Source organism: Pseudomonas sp. GW101-3H06, assembly GCF_059424605.1.
On record NZ_JBWKZO010000001.1, the window covers coordinates 1,524,576 to 1,539,013 of the forward strand.

The window sequence follows — 14,438 nt, forward strand, 5'->3', positions numbered from 1 at the left end:
TTGGAGTGTTTACAACAATGGCTAAAATCGTCGACATCAAAGGTCGTGAAGTTCTCGACTCCCGTGGCAATCCCACCGTGGAAGCGGACGTGCTTCTCGATAACGGCATCATCGGCAGTGCCTGCGCGCCGTCCGGTGCTTCCACTGGCTCGCGTGAAGCGCTCGAGCTGCGTGATGGCGACAAGAGCCGTTACCTGGGCAAGGGTGTACTCAAAGCCGTTGCCAACATCAACGGTCCGATCCGTGACCTGTTGAAAGGTACAGATCCAAGCGACCAGAAAGCGCTCGATCTGGCGATGATCAAGCTGGACGGTACTGAAAACAAAGGTTCCCTGGGCGCAAACGCCATCCTCGCCGTTTCCCTGGCCGCGGCCAAGGCAGCAGCACAGGACCAGGACCTGCCGCTGTACGCGCACATCGCCAACTTGAACGGTACCCCGGGTGTTTACTCGATGCCGGTTCCGATGATGAACATCATCAACGGTGGCGAGCACGCCGATAACAACGTCGACATCCAGGAATTCATGGTTCAGCCGGTTGGCGCCAAGTCTTTTTCGGAAGGCCTGCGCATGGGCACCGAGATTTTCCATCACCTCAAAGCCGTACTGAAGGCCCGTGGCCTGAGCACTGCCGTGGGTGACGAAGGCGGTTTTGCGCCAAACCTGGCGTCCAACGAAGATGCACTGAAAGTGATCTCCGAAGCCGTAGCCAACGCCGGTTACAAGCTGGGCACCGACGTGACCCTGGCACTGGACTGCGCAGCCAGCGAATTTTACGAAGACGGCAAGTACAACCTGTCCGGCGAAGGTCAGGTGTTCACTGCTGAAGGTTTCGCCGATTACCTCAAAGGTCTGACCGAGCGTTACCCGATCATCTCCATCGAAGATGGTCTGGACGAGTCCGATTGGGCTGGCTGGAAAATCCTCACCGACAAGATCGGCGAGAAGACCCAACTGGTAGGCGACGACCTGTTCGTAACCAACACCAAGATCCTGAAAGAAGGCATCGACAAAAAGATCGCCAACTCGATCCTGATCAAGTTCAACCAGATCGGCACCCTGACCGAAACCCTGGAAGCCATCCAGATGGCCAAGGCTGCCGGTTACACCGCCGTCATCTCGCACCGCTCCGGCGAAACCGAAGATTCGACCATTGCCGACCTGGCTGTGGGCACCTCGGCTGGCCAGATCAAGACCGGTTCGCTGTGCCGCTCCGACCGCGTTTCCAAGTACAACCAACTGCTGCGTATCGAAGAGCAATTGAACGGCAAGGCCAAGTACAACGGCCGTGGTGAATTCCGCGGCTAATGGAAAAAAAGACACCGGATTGTGTCGGAAAAATCGCAGCAGCGACGTTTTTGCCACTAATCTGATGCCTTATCAGCACAAGCCTGGTTATTCCAGGCTTCGTGCTATCAGTAGCTTCATGTTTTGGTATGGCTGTCTTTTTTCACTGGATACCTGATATTCGATGCGCAGTCCCAATTGGTTGTTCCTCGTCTTGCTCCTGCTGCTGGCTGGCCTGCAGTACCGCCTGTGGGTGGGCAATGGCAGTCTGGCGCAAGTGGCCGAGCTGACTCAGCAGATCGCGGATCAGCAGGCTGAGAACCAGACATTGCTGGAGCGCAATCGGGTGATGGACGCTGAAGTCAGTGAGTTGAAAAAGGGCATGGAGACCGTTGAAGAACGGGCTCGCCATGAGTTGGGCATGGTCAAGGACGGTGAAACCCTTTACCAGTTGGCCCAATGAACCTCGATCTGCCGGCCTTCTGGGCCGTGATTCCTGCCGCGGGCGTCGGAGCCCGAATGGCCGCGGACCGTCCCAAGCAATACTTGCAACTGGGCGGGCGCACTATTCTCGAACACAGCCTTGCCTGTTTCCTTGATCATCCTTGCCTCAAGGGCGTGGTGGTCAGTCTTGCTGTTGATGACCCTTACTGGCCGAACCTGGCCTGTGCCAGCGATCCACGGATTACCCGGGTCGAAGGCGGCGCCGAGCGTTCCGGATCGGTACTCAATGCGTTGCTGCATTTGCACGCGCAAGGTGCCGGCGATGAAGATTGGGTATTGGTACACGATGCCGCGCGACCGAACCTCGGTCGCGACGATCTGGATAATTTGCTGGCTGAGCTGGCGGATGATCCGGTGGGCGGGCTGCTGGCGGTCCCTGCACGGGATACGCTCAAACGGGTCGACAAACGCGGTCGTGTCGTCGAAACCGTGGACCGCAGTGTGATCTGGCAGGCCTACACGCCGCAGATGTTTCGCCTCGGTGCCTTGCATCGGGCGTTGGCCGACAGCCTGGTGGCTGACGCTGTGATCACCGATGAAGCGTCTGCCATGGAGTGGGCGGGGTTGGCACCGCGCCTGATCGAAGGCCGGTCGGACAACCTAAAGGTCACTCGGCCCGAAGACCTGGAGTGGTTGAGGCAGCGTTGGGCTAACCGCCTTTAGCTATTGCGGTGTCTTTCAGATTGTCTTCGCGAGCAAGCCCGCTCCCACATTTGATCGCGTTTCGTCAGAAGGACCGCGGTCGAATGTGGGAGCAGGCTTGCTCGCGAAGGCGGTGGTTCAAACAGTCGATATCTCACTGACACGGCAAACCACTAGCACTGATACTCCGGCCGCTCAGCCAACCCCTCCTTCAGGTAATCCACCAGTTTGCGCACCTTCGGCGACAAATGCCGTTGCTGTGGATACAGCGCCCAAACGGCCGTATTCGGTGGTTGATGCGCTCCCAGCAGCGAAATCAGCGCGCCGCTTTTCAGATGTTCGAGCACGTAATAGTCTGGCAACTGGCACAGCCCGACCCCCAGGAGCGCTGCGTCCAACACCGCTTGCCCGCTGTTGCAGCGCCAGTTTCCCTGGACCCGTTGCGAAAATTCCCGCCCGTTCTGTTCCAGTTGCCACAGATCCGAACTGCCAATAAGGCAGTTATGACGGCTCAATTCCGACAAGCTGTGTGGGCGTCCATAACGTTCCAAGTAGGACGGTGATGCGCATAGGAACATGCGTCGGGGTGCCAGGCGGGTAGCAACCAGTCGCGAATCCTGCAAACGCCCCAGACGGATCGCCAGGTCAAGGCCTTCATGCACCAGGTCGAGTTGGCGGTTGCTCAGTTCAATGTCGATCCGCAGTTGTGGATAAAGCCCCATGAAACGCGTCACCAGTGGCACGATGAAGCGTTCGCCATAGGCAACGGCACAGGTCATGCGCAGCATACCCTTGGGTTCACTGGTCAGGTCGCCCACCGCTCTTAGCGCTTCTTCGCGGCCATCCTGCAAGCGTTGGCAATGTTGCAGGAAAGTTTGCCCGGCCTCGGTCAGGGTGACTCGGCGGGTACTGCGATAAAGCAGGCGGGTTTGCAGGCGCTCTTCGAGGCGTACAATTTGTCGACTGATGTGCGAGGAAGAAACCCCCAGGCGCTCGGCGGCCGCCGTGAACTGACTGCATTCGGCGACGGCCACGAATTCGTCGATACCTTCCCAGCGATTTTCCGACATCTAGGATTATCCCTGTATAGCAATAATGTTTTGCTTTTGTCCGGATTATTCACCGTTAGGCGCTGTATTACACTCCTTCTCTCGATTTTATTCACTGGAGAGTCACCATGATCAAGTCACGCGCCGCCGTTGCCTTCGAGGCCAAGAAACCTCTGGAGATCGTTGAAGTCGATGTCGCCATGCCCAAGGCCGGTGAAGTGTTGCTGCGCGTGGTGGCCTCCGGTGTCTGCCATACCGATGCCTACACCCTGTCCGGTGCTGACCCCGAAGGCATCTTCCCGTCGATCCTCGGGCACGAAGGTGGTGCGATTGTCGAGGCGATCGGCGAGGGCGTGACGTCCGTCGCGGTGGGCGACCATGTGATTCCGCTGTATACCCCGGAATGCCGTCAGTGCAAATTCTGCCTGTCGGGCAAAACCAACCTGTGCCAGGCCATTCGCGCGACCCAAGGCAAGGGTTTGATGCCGGACGGCACTTCGCGTTTTTCCTACAAGGGCGAAACGATTTTCCACTACATGGGTACTTCGACGTTCTCCGAGTACACCGTGCTGCCAGAAATTTCCGTGGCCAAAATTGCCAAGGAAGCACCGCTGGAAAAAGTCTGTCTGCTGGGCTGCGGTGTCACCACCGGCATCGGTGCCGTACTCAATACTGCCAAGGTCAAACCCGGTGATACCGTGGCCATTTTCGGCCTCGGCGGTATCGGTCTGTCGGCAATCATTGGCGCCGTCAAAGCGAAGGCATCGCGCATCATTGCCATCGACATCAACCCGGCCAAATTCGAGATTGCCAGGCAGCTGGGTGCAACCGATTGCGTAAACCCGAAAGACTTCGACCGTCCGATCCAGGAAGTCATCGTCGATATGACTGATGGCGGCGTCGACTTCTCCTTCGAGTGCATCGGCAACGTGCAGTTGATGCGTGCTGCGCTCGAGTGCTGCCACAAGGGTTGGGGCGAGTCGGTGATCATCGGTGTGGCCGGTGCCGGTCAGGAAATTTCAACCCGTCCGTTCCAGTTGGTCACCGGTCGCGTCTGGCGCGGTTCGGCGTTCGGCGGTGTGCGCGGCCGTACCGAGTTGCCAAGCTACGTGGAAATGGCTGAAACCGGCGAAATCCCGCTGGATACGTTCATCACCCACACCATGGGCCTGGAAGATATCAACAAGGCGTTTGACCTGATGCATGAAGGGAAAAGCATCCGTTCCGTCATTCATTTCTGAGAAGCAGCTGCAAGTTTCAAGCTTCAAACGGCAAGCAAATCGCATCAGCTTGGCGTTTGAGGTTTGGGCTGCTACTGAGGAGTTTGCTATGAGTTTGGAAAATATCTCCTGCCAGAAAAGTTTCGGCGGCTGGCACAAGCGCTATCGGCACCGTTCCGACGTGCTCGGCTGCGACATGGTGTTCGCTGTGTATTTGCCGCCGCAAGCGGAGCAGGGCGGCAAGCTGCCGGTGCTGTACTGGTTGTCCGGCCTGACCTGCACTGATGAAAACTTCATGCAGAAGGCTGGCGCGATGCGCATGGCCGCCGAATTGGGGCTGATCATCGTCGCGCCGGACACCAGTCCGCGCGGTGCCGATGTGCCGGGTGATCCGGACGGTGCCTGGGACTTCGGCCTCGGCGCCGGGTTTTACCTGAATGCCATCCAGGAACCCTGGTCGCGCCATTATCGGATGCATGACTATGTCGTGCAGGAATTGCCGGCATTGGTCGAAGCCCATTTCCCGGCATCGGACAAGCGCGGCATCAGCGGCCATTCCATGGGCGGCCATGGTGCGTTGGTCTGTGCCTTGCGCAATCCGGGGCGTTATCGGTCAGTGTCGGCGTTCTCGCCGATCAACAATCCGATGGACTGCCCCTGGGGACAAAAAGCCTTTTCCCGGTATCTGGGCGAAGACCGCTCGAAGTGGCGTGAATGGGATGCCTGTGCGTTGATCGCCGAGGTGGACGAGAAGCTGCCGCTACTGGTCGATCAGGGGGATCGCGATGATTTCCTTGCCACCCAGCTCAAGCCTGAAGCCTTGCAGCAGGCGACCAAACAGGCGGGGCATCCGCTGACGTTACGCCTGCAGCCTGGTTACGATCACAGCTATTTCTTCATCGCCAGTTTCATCGATGATCACTTGCGGCATCACGCGCATGCTTTGGTGTGAGACAGGACACTAGCTGACCAATAGCAGGTAGAATCACGCCCTGACAAAAATCGGGGCGTTTTTTTATGCGTATTGGCCACGGCTATGATGTGCATCGTTTCGCTGAAGGCGATTTCATTACTCTGGGCGGCGTGCATATTGCACACGGCTTCGGGCTGCTCGCTCACTCCGACGGTGACGTCCTGCTGCACGCCTTGAGCGATGCCTTGCTCGGCGCTGCCGCGCTGGGTGATATCGGCAAGCACTTCCCGGACACCGACCCGAAATTCAAAGGCGCCGACAGCCGTGTGCTGTTGCGTCATGTCGTCGCACTGATCCACGCCAAGGGCTGGAAGGTCGGCAACGTCGATAACACCATCGTCGCCCAGGCGCCGAAAATGGCCCCGCATATCGAATCGATGCGTGCGCTGATTGCCGCGGATCTTCAAGTTGAGTTGGATCAAGTGAACGTAAAAGCTACCACCACCGAAAAGCTCGGCTTTGTCGGTCGCGAAGAAGGTATTGCCGTACACTCCGTTGCCTTGTTGCTGCGCGCATGAACGAAGCGCAATTGCTCGGCCCGCGGGCCTATGGTGACGCCCTCGGCACTGCGGTATTGAAAGCCATTGCGGAAGATTTCCAGGTCGACGAAGTCCTGGATATTCCTTTGAGCGGCGACGGCGAACACCTGTGGATCTGGGTGGAAAAACGTGGTCTGAATACCGAAGAAGCTGCGCGGCGGATTGCCAAGGCCGCTGGCGTCCCGCTGCGCACCGTCAGTTATGCCGGGCTCAAGGATCGTCAGGCGCTGACACGTCAGTGGTTCAGCGTGCAGCTGCCGGGCAAGGCTGATCCGGACCTGTCGGCTGCAGAAAACGACACACTGAAAATCCTCAAGACCAGCCGGCACAAGCGCAAGCTGCAACGCGGCGCGCATTCAGCCAATGGCTTCACTTTGCGCCTGACGCAGTTCGCCGGCGACAAGGCGGCCATCGAAGAACGCCTGCAACTGATCGCCAAACAAGGCATTCCCAACTATTTCGGCGCCCAGCGATTCGGGCATGACGGCGGCAATGTGGTCGACGCCCGTGCCTGGGCTGCGCGCAAGGCCTTGCCGGAGCAGCGCAACGTTCGTTCACGCCTGCTTTCGACCGCCCGCAGTTTTCTGTTCAATCAGGTGTTGGCTGCGCGGGTTGCCGATGGCAGCTGGCAGCATGCACAGGTCGGTGATCTGCTGGCATTCACCGATAGCCGCAGCTTTTTCCCAGCCGGTGAGGCCGAGTGCAGCGATCCGCGCCTGGCGATTCTCGATCTGCACCCGACGGGACCGCAGTGGGGCGAAGGTGACTCGCCGGCCACGGGCGTTGTCCATGAGTTGGAGCAGGCAATCGCCGCGCGTGAAGCAGACCTTCGCGATTGGTTGATTAACGCCGGAATGAGCCACGAACGTCGCATCCTGCGGCTGCCCATTGCCGGGTTGACGTGGCATTATCCCGAGCCTGACATTCTGCAACTGGAATTCGTCCTGCCGGCCGGATGCTTCGCTACCGTATTGGTGCGCGAGCTTGTTGATCTGGTGCCGGTGGGGCAGACGGACAGCCCATGCGTATTCTGATTTCTAACGACGATGGGGTAACCGCACCCGGTCTCGCCGCGCTTTATGCTGCGCTGGCGGATTACACCGAATGCGTGGTTATCGCCCCGGACCAGGACAAAAGCGGCGCCAGCAGTTCGCTGACGCTCGACCGTCCGTTGCACCCGCAGACGCTGGCCAATGGCTTTATCAGCGTCAACGGCACCCCGACCGATTGTGTGCACCTGGGCCTCAACGGCCTGCTGGAACGCGAAGCGGACATGGTGGTTTCCGGGATCAACCTGGGCGCCAACCTGGGGGACGATGTCCTGTATTCCGGAACGGTGGCGGCGGCGCTTGAAGGACGCTTCCTGACGCGTCCCGCATTTGCCTTTTCGTTGGTCTCGCGGCAGGTCGATAACCTTCCCACGGCTGCTTACTTTGCGCGCAAACTGGTCGAGGCCCATGCGGATCTCGAACTGCCACCGCGTACGGTACTGAACGTGAACATTCCCAATTTGCCGCTGGAACACATCCGCGGGATCCAGTTGACTCGCCTGGGCCATCGCGCCCGCGCAGCCGCACCAATGAAAGTGGTCGATCCGCGTGGCAAGTCCGGATACTGGATTGCCGCTGCGGGGGACGCTGAAGACGGCGGCCCGGGTACCGATTTTCACGCGGTGATGCAGGGTTATGTTTCCATCACTCCACTGCAACTGGATCGCACCTTCAATGATGCCTTCAGAAGTCTCGATGGCTGGCTGGAGGGGCTGCGCTAATGTCTCGTGAGCAAGACGATATGCTGCGTCGCGGCATCGGCATGACATCGCAACGGACGCGCGAGCGCCTCATTCAGCGTCTGTATGAAGAAGGGGTGTCCAACGCCAAGGTGCTGGAAGTCATCCGACGTACACCACGTCACCTGTTCGTCGATGAAGCGCTGGCACACCGTGCCTATGAGGACACGGCGCTGCCGATCGGACATAACCAGACCATTTCCCAGCCTTATATGGTGGCTCGCATGAGCGAGTTGCTGCTGGAGGCGGGGCCTCTGGATAAGGTGATGGAGATCGGGACAGGTTCGGGCTACCAGACCGCAGTGCTGTCGCAACTGGTTGAGCGAGTGTTTTCCGTCGAGCGCATCAAGGTGTTGCAGGACCGGGCCAAGGAACGCCTGGTCGAGTTGAATCTGCGCAACGTGGTGTTTCGCTGGGGCGATGGTTGGGAAGGGTGGCCGGCGCTGGCGCCGTACAACGGCATTATCGTGACGGCGGTCGCGACGGATGTACCTCAGGCGTTGCTCGATCAATTGGCACCCGGTGGGCGTCTGGTGATCCCGGTCGGGTCCGGTGAAGTACAACAATTGATGTTGATCATTCGCGAGGAACATGGGTTTTCCAGGCGTGTTCTTGGGTCGGTTCGTTTCGTCCCGCTGCTCAATGGGCCACTGGCCTGAGCATTTATTTCAACGCGCTGAATTCTCTTCGATGGCCTTTGTCTTACAGCGGCGTCGATTGGTTAAACGGGTTGTTTTGTCAGGCAGCAAACGTGTGCGCGAAGCCATTTCGCTACATTAAGGGTAAAGAGTGCACGGCCCGTTATACTTGCGACACTTCATGCCGGAACGCGGCAAATCACATTTTCAGCCACCACAAAGGGAGCGGCGGGTGAGTCTCACAGTCATTGCGCAGCGTATGGGTAAAACGAGCTTTCAGCGCCTGGTGACTGGCCTTGTCATGAGCACCTTGCTGGTCGGTTGTTCCAGCAACAAATCCAGCGATGTTCGCGTCGTCGATCGCAACAATGCCGTCGCCCAGCGTCCGGCAGTGACGACGGGGCAGTACGTCGTGCGCCCCAAAGACACGTTGTTTTCGATCGCCTTTCGCTACGGTTGGGACTACAAGGCCCTCGCAGCACGCAACAACATTGCTGCGCCCTACACGATCCGTCCGGGCCAGACGATTCGCTTCGATGGCCGCAGTGGTTCAACGCCGACAGCGGTGGTCAGCTCGTCCAACTCCACACCGTCGTCCTCGAGTAAAACCACAGTGTTCCGTCGTCCGGTCGACGGTGCCACTACGACCACTCCGGTGGTTGTACCGTCCGTCGCCAACAAGCCTGCACCCGCTCCACTGCCTCCCCCCGGTCCGGCCCCGACCGGCTGGGGATGGCCATCTAATGGCATTTTGATTGGCAAATTCTCTTCAAACGGTAGTTTGAATAAAGGAATTGATATCGCCGGAGATTTGGGACAGCCTGTTTTAGCTGCGTCTGATGGGACGGTGGTATACGCCGGAAGTGGCTTAAGGGGCTACGGCGAATTAGTCATCATCAAACACAGCGAAACCTACGTCAGTGCCTACGGACATAACCGCAGGCTGTTGGTTCGGGAGGGGCAGCAGGTCAAGGTCGGACAGACAATTGCCGAAATGGGGTCAACGGGTACAGACCGGGTGAAACTGCATTTTGAGATTCGCCGCCAAGGTAAACCTGTAGATCCGCTGCAATTCCTGCCACGTCGTTGATTGCTACCAGCCTGTTCCGTCACGTAGAGGGGACAGGCTCCAGCGTTGCCAAGGATAAAGGCGCCGCTCGAGCTTGAGGTCGAACTCACCAAAGGACTATAACAATGGCTCTCAGTAAAGAAGTGCCGGAGTTTGACATCGACGATGAGGTTCTCCTGATGGAGACCGGCATCGATTCGGATTCGATGTCGAATGATGAAGGGGCGGCTCCACCTTCCGTTCGTGCCAAATCCAGACACTCCGCTTCGTTAAAGCAACACAAGTACATCGACTACACGCGGGCACTCGATGCCACGCAGTTGTACCTCAATGAAATCGGCTTTTCCCCTCTATTGTCCCCCGAAGAAGAAGTTCATTTTGCGCGCCTGTCGCAAAGTGGTGATCCGGCCGGGCGCAAACGCATGATTGAAAGTAACCTGCGACTGGTGGTGAAAATCGCCCGGCGTTACGTCAACCGTGGCTTGTCGCTGCTCGATCTGATCGAAGAGGGCAACCTCGGCTTGATCCGTGCGGTGGAGAAGTTCGACCCCGAGCGCGGTTTCCGCTTTTCGACCTACGCAACCTGGTGGATTCGTCAGACCATCGAGCGCGCGATCATGAATCAGACCCGGACCATCCGGTTGCCGATCCATGTGGTCAAGGAGCTCAACGTGTACCTGCGGGCCGCACGGGAGTTGACGCAAAAACTCGACCATGAACCCTCACCCGAAGAAATTGCCAACCTGCTGGAAAAACCGGTGGGAGAGGTCAAGCGCATGCTGGGCCTGAACGAGCGGGTTTCTTCGGTCGATGTCTCGCTAGGTCCGGATTCGGACAAAACCCTGCTGGATACCCTTACCGACGATCGCCCTACCGATCCATGCGAACTGTTGCAGGATGACGACCTGTCCCAGAGCATCGATCAGTGGCTCTCGGAGTTGACCGACAAGCAACGTGAGGTGGTTGTTCGCCGCTTCGGTCTGCGCGGTCACGAGAGCAGTACCCTTGAAGACGTAGGCCTGGAAATCGGCCTGACCCGGGAACGGGTCAGACAGATTCAGGTTGAAGGCCTTAAACGTCTTCGGGAGATCCTGGAGAAAAACGGTCTGTCGAGCGAGTCGTTGTTTCAGTAACAGACTCGTGTAACACGCAACAAAAAGCCCCGACCGGTTCGGGGCTTTTTGTTGTGTGGACGCCGGCTCACGCTCATCTGTGTCATTACCTCGGGTTTGTTGTTTTGCGTTGTAAGTCTTCGCTTACTCTTTCGTAAGTGTTCGTTATTTTTACACAGTGGCAGTCCGCCATATTTCGCCTGCATCTGTTTTATCTGACTGATTCATATGCTTATTTTAGTTGGTTAACAGCATATGACAGGCGATTTCAGCGCCCAGGGCCGATTGCTCTTGGCTACGAACACTCTAGTATTCGGGTTGTGTCGACGGACAGACACGCCCTTCAAGGACGAGGGGAAAGGACATCGCAGGAAGCGATTCATCAGGACGATGAAAAGGATCACAGGGAATAGGGAAAAAATGTGGGCGGGTCAAACCGCCCCTTTTTTTTGCCCGTAAAAAACAAAAAGGCCCTTGTGGGGCCTTTTTCGGGAACGCGTGGGTAATCAGCGTTCGAGGTGTTCGATCTTGCCAGGCTTGCCATCCCATTCTGCGGAATCAGGCAGTGGATCCTTGCGCTCGGTAATGTTCGGCCAGACCTCGGCCAATTCCAAGTTCAACGCAATGAAGTTTTCCATGCCGGCAGGGACTTCATCTTCGGAGAAGATAGCCACGGCAGGGCACTCAGGTTCGCACAGTGCGCAGTCGATGCACTCATCCGGGTGAATCACCAGGAAGTTCGGGCCTTCGTAAAAGCAGTCCACCGGACAGACTTCTACGCAGTCGGTGTACTTGCACTTGATGCAGTTGTCGGTGACGACGAAGGTCATTTCTAATTTTCTCCTCAGGCGCGGCTTGCTGCGCCCCTTCACGTAGGGGTCGCAAGGTTCGGGAGCGATAGTCTGCAGGCCAGGCTAAAAGCCTGCAGCATCCCAAACCGCGCGAGATTCTAACAGCTTGCAAGCCTATGCGTTAGATCCGTGTCTTTAGTGTATAGAGCATTTCGAGCGCACGACGCGGCGTCATGTCGTCCAGATCCAGTTTGGCCAGTTCATCCAGTACCGGATGTGGCAGGCTGGCAAACATATCGCTTTGCTGTGGAACAACCGGTTTGCCTTTGACAGGTTTGGGCGCTTCATGGGGCAGGGCGGTGTCTTCCAGCCGGCTCAAATGCTCACGGGCGCGCACGATCACTTCACTTGGTACGCCGGCCAGTTGCGCCACTGCCAGGCCGTAGCTCTGGCTGGCAGGCCCCGGCAGTACATGGTGCAGGAACACGATACGCTCGTTGTGCTCGGTGGCATTGAGGTGCACGTTGGCCACCAGCGGTTGGGCTTCCGGCAGGACAGTCAGTTCGAAGTAGTGGGTGGCGAACAGCGTGTAGGCTCGCAAGTGCGCCAGTCGCTCTGCCGCCGCCCAGGCCAGGGACAAGCCGTCGAAAGTACTGGTGCCACGTCCGACCTCGTCCATCAGCACCAGGCTGCGCTCGGTGGCGTTGTGCAAGATGTTGGCGGTTTCGCTCATTTCGACCATGAAGGTCGAGCGCCCGCCTGCCAGGTCATCGCTGGAGCCGATCCGGGTGAAGATCCGGTCGACCAGGGACAATTCACAGCTGGCCGCCGGGACGAAGCTGCCGATATGCGCCAGTAGCACGATCAGCGCGGTCTGGCGCATATAGGTGGATTTACCGCCCATGTTCGGACCGGTGATGACCAGCATGCGTGTGTTGTCATCTAGGCTCAGGTCGTTGGCCACGAACGGGGTGGTCAGTACTTGCTCAACCACAGGATGACGGCCCTGGCTGATACGCATGCACGGCTCGCTGACGAAGCGCGGGCAGTTCAAGTCGAGGTTCAGCGCGCGCTCGGCCAGGTTGCTGAGCACGTCCAGCTCGGCCAATGCCCCCGCGGTGTCCTGCAGCGGTGGCAGTTGTGCGATCAGGTCTTCGAGCAGCGCTTCGTAAAGCATCTTCTCCCGGGCCAGGGCGCGGCTCTTGGCCGACAATGCCTTGTCTTCGAAGGCTTTGAGTTCCGGCGTGATAAAGCGCTCGGCACCCTTGAGGGTCTGACGGCGGATGTAATCGGCGGGCGCAGATTCGGCTTGCTTGCTCGGCAACTCGATGAAGTAGCCGTGGATGCGGTTGTAGCCGACCTTCAGGTGTGACAGACCGGTGCGGGCCTTTTCCCGGGCTTCGAGGTCGATCAGGAACTGCCCGGCGTTTTCGCTGAGCGACTGCAACTCGTCAAGTTCGCTGTCGTAACCGGTCTTCAACACGCCGCCGTCGCGGATGACCGCCGGTGGGTTGTCGATGATGGCTTTTTCCAGTAGCGCGGCCAGTTCCGGGTAGGTGCTGGTGATGGTCGCCAGTTGTTGCAGGTGCGGGGCTTCGAGCTCGGTCATCGCCACTTGCAGCTCGGGCAGGGCGCCGAGGGCATCGCGCAGGCGGGCGAGATCCCGAGGACGGGCGTTGCGCAGGCCGATCCGCGCGAGAATCCGCTCGATGTCGCCGATTTCCTTGAGTTGCGGTTGCAGCTTTTCGAAACGGTAGGCGTCGAGCAGGCAAGTGATCGACGTCTGGCGGGCCAGCAAAACCGTCAGGTCACGCAGAGGGCGGTTCAGCCAGCGGGTCAGCAATCGGCTACCCATGGCGGTTTGGCAACGGTCGACCACCGATTGCAGGGTGTTGTCACGACCCCCGGCCAGGTTGGTATCCAGCTCCAGGTTGCGACGGCTCGCGCCGTCCAGCACCACGGTGTCGTCCAGGCGTTCATGGCGCAGGCTGCGCAAGTGCGGCAGGGCGGTGCGCTGAGTTTCTTTTGCATAGGCCAGCAGGCAACCGGCGGCACCGATGGCCAGGGTCAGGTTCTCGCAGCCGAAACCTTTCAGGTCCTGGGTGGAAAATTGCTGGCACAGACTTTTCAGCGCCGAATCGCGCTCGAAATCCCACGGTGCACGGCGACGAACCCCACGACGCTTCTCCGCCGGCAGGTCCTTCGGCCAGTCATCCGGGATCAGCAATTCCACCGGATTGACCCGTTCCAGTTCCGCCAGCAGGTTTTCCCAGCCCTTGATTTCCAGCACGCTGAAGTTGCCGCTGGTGATGTCCAGCACTGCCAGGCCGAACAGGCGCTCATCACCCAGCACGGCCGCGATCAGGTTGTCGCGACGCTCATCCAGCAGCGCCTCGTCACTCACCGTCCCCGGCGTGATGATCCGCACCACTTGGCGTTCTACCGGCCCTTTGCTGGTCGCTGGGTCACCGACTTGCTCACAGATCACCACCGATTCGCCGAGCTTCACCAGTTTTGCCAGGTAGCCTTCGGCGGCGTGGTAAGGGATACCGCACATCGGAATCGCCTGGCCGGCCGACTGCCCACGGGCAGTCAGGGTGATGTCCAGCAACTTGGCGGCCTTCTTCGCGTCCTCATAGAAGATCTCGTAGAAGTCGCCCATGCGATAGAACATCAACTGATCTGGGTGCTGGTTCTTCAGGCGCCAGTACTGCTGCATCATTGGCGTGTGGCTGGACAGGTCGGAGAGGGCTTTATTCATCGGGGATCGGAAAACTCGTTGAAAGGTGTGGGGCAAAGGTGGGGCATCGGCCCGGCTTTTCCGCA

The 14,438-nt window shown here is 58.7% G+C and carries 14 protein-coding genes; 11 read left to right on the forward strand and 3 right to left on the reverse strand.

The genetic code is table 11. From position 1 onward, the window contains the following. The first annotated feature begins 17 nt into the window (after window positions 1-17). The 3 genes from eno to ispD all read left to right on the forward strand — a co-directional run bounded on the left by eno (window position 18) and on the right by ispD (window position 2,453). Complete coding sequence (gene eno / locus AC07ZE_RS06845) at window positions 18-1,307, forward strand: phosphopyruvate hydratase (protein ID WP_095197077.1); 1,290 nt, start codon at window positions 18-20, stop codon at window positions 1,305-1,307. A gap of 163 nt (window positions 1,308-1,470) precedes the next feature. After that, entirely contained in the window at window positions 1,471-1,749 is a 279-nt protein-coding gene (gene ftsB / locus AC07ZE_RS06850) for a cell division protein FtsB (protein ID WP_008057335.1), read from the forward strand. Further along, on the forward strand, window positions 1,746-2,453 hold the full coding sequence (ispD, locus tag AC07ZE_RS06855) for a 2-C-methyl-D-erythritol 4-phosphate cytidylyltransferase (RefSeq protein ID WP_207262655.1): 708 nt from the start codon (window positions 1,746-1,748) through the stop codon (window positions 2,451-2,453). Before ftsB ends, ispD begins: the two co-directional genes overlap by 4 nt. A gap of 152 nt (window positions 2,454-2,605) precedes the next feature. Here the strand turns inward: ispD and AC07ZE_RS06860 are convergent, their stop codons facing one another. After that, window positions 2,606-3,502 (reverse strand): LysR family transcriptional regulator, encoded by an 897-nt coding sequence (locus AC07ZE_RS06860; RefSeq protein WP_207262656.1) that lies wholly within the window; start codon window positions 3,500-3,502, stop codon window positions 2,606-2,608. A 107-nt stretch (window positions 3,503-3,609) separates the two neighbouring features. Here AC07ZE_RS06860 and AC07ZE_RS06865 point away from each other — a divergent pair, with 107 nt between their 5' ends. The 8 genes from AC07ZE_RS06865 to rpoS all read left to right on the forward strand — a co-directional run bounded on the left by AC07ZE_RS06865 (window position 3,610) and on the right by rpoS (window position 10,842). Further along, window positions 3,610-4,722, forward strand: a complete 1,113-nt coding sequence (locus AC07ZE_RS06865; protein WP_207262657.1) for an S-(hydroxymethyl)glutathione dehydrogenase/class III alcohol dehydrogenase — start codon at window positions 3,610-3,612, stop codon at window positions 4,720-4,722. An 88-nt stretch (window positions 4,723-4,810) separates the two neighbouring features. Continuing rightward, window positions 4,811-5,653: an S-formylglutathione hydrolase gene (gene fghA / locus AC07ZE_RS06870; RefSeq protein ID WP_207262658.1), complete on the forward strand. Its 843-nt coding sequence runs from the start codon at window positions 4,811-4,813 to the stop codon at window positions 5,651-5,653. Window positions 5,654-5,718: 65 nt separating this feature from the next. Further along, window positions 5,719-6,192 carry a 2-C-methyl-D-erythritol 2,4-cyclodiphosphate synthase gene (gene ispF / locus AC07ZE_RS06875; RefSeq protein WP_207262659.1) on the forward strand — a complete coding sequence of 158 codons (474 nt, stop codon included), beginning with the start codon at window positions 5,719-5,721 and terminating at the stop codon, window positions 6,190-6,192. Next, the gene (gene truD / locus AC07ZE_RS06880; protein ID WP_207262660.1) at window positions 6,189-7,247 is read left to right on the forward strand and encodes a tRNA pseudouridine(13) synthase TruD; all 1,059 of its coding nucleotides are present in this window, start codon (window positions 6,189-6,191) and stop codon (window positions 7,245-7,247) included. Before ispF ends, truD begins: the two co-directional genes overlap by 4 nt. Next, on the forward strand, window positions 7,235-7,984 hold the full coding sequence (gene surE, locus AC07ZE_RS06885; RefSeq protein ID WP_095197071.1) for a 5'/3'-nucleotidase SurE: 750 nt from the start codon (window positions 7,235-7,237) through the stop codon (window positions 7,982-7,984). Before truD ends, surE begins: the two co-directional genes overlap by 13 nt. A 41-nt stretch (window positions 7,985-8,025) precedes the next feature. Next, window positions 8,026-8,661 carry a protein-L-isoaspartate(D-aspartate) O-methyltransferase gene (locus AC07ZE_RS06890; protein WP_170948756.1) on the forward strand — a complete coding sequence of 212 codons (636 nt, stop codon included), beginning with the start codon at window positions 8,026-8,028 and terminating at the stop codon, window positions 8,659-8,661. Window positions 8,662-8,872: 211 nt separating this feature from the next. Continuing rightward, window positions 8,873-9,730 (forward strand): peptidoglycan DD-metalloendopeptidase family protein, encoded by an 858-nt coding sequence (locus AC07ZE_RS06895; protein ID WP_207262661.1) that lies wholly within the window; start codon window positions 8,873-8,875, stop codon window positions 9,728-9,730. A gap of 104 nt (window positions 9,731-9,834) precedes the next feature. Further along, entirely contained in the window at window positions 9,835-10,842 is a 1,008-nt protein-coding gene (gene rpoS, locus AC07ZE_RS06900; protein ID WP_095197068.1) for an RNA polymerase sigma factor RpoS, read from the forward strand. 485 nt (window positions 10,843-11,327) lie between these two features. Here the strand turns inward: rpoS and fdxA are convergent, their stop codons facing one another. Beyond that, a complete protein-coding gene (fdxA, locus tag AC07ZE_RS06905; protein ID WP_095197066.1) occupies window positions 11,328-11,651 on the reverse strand; it encodes a ferredoxin FdxA in 324 nt (107 codons plus the stop codon). Between the two features lie 142 nt (window positions 11,652-11,793). After that, entirely contained in the window at window positions 11,794-14,373 is a 2,580-nt protein-coding gene (mutS, locus tag AC07ZE_RS06910) for a DNA mismatch repair protein MutS (protein ID WP_207262662.1), read from the reverse strand. Window positions 14,374-14,438: the final 65 nt, after the last annotated feature.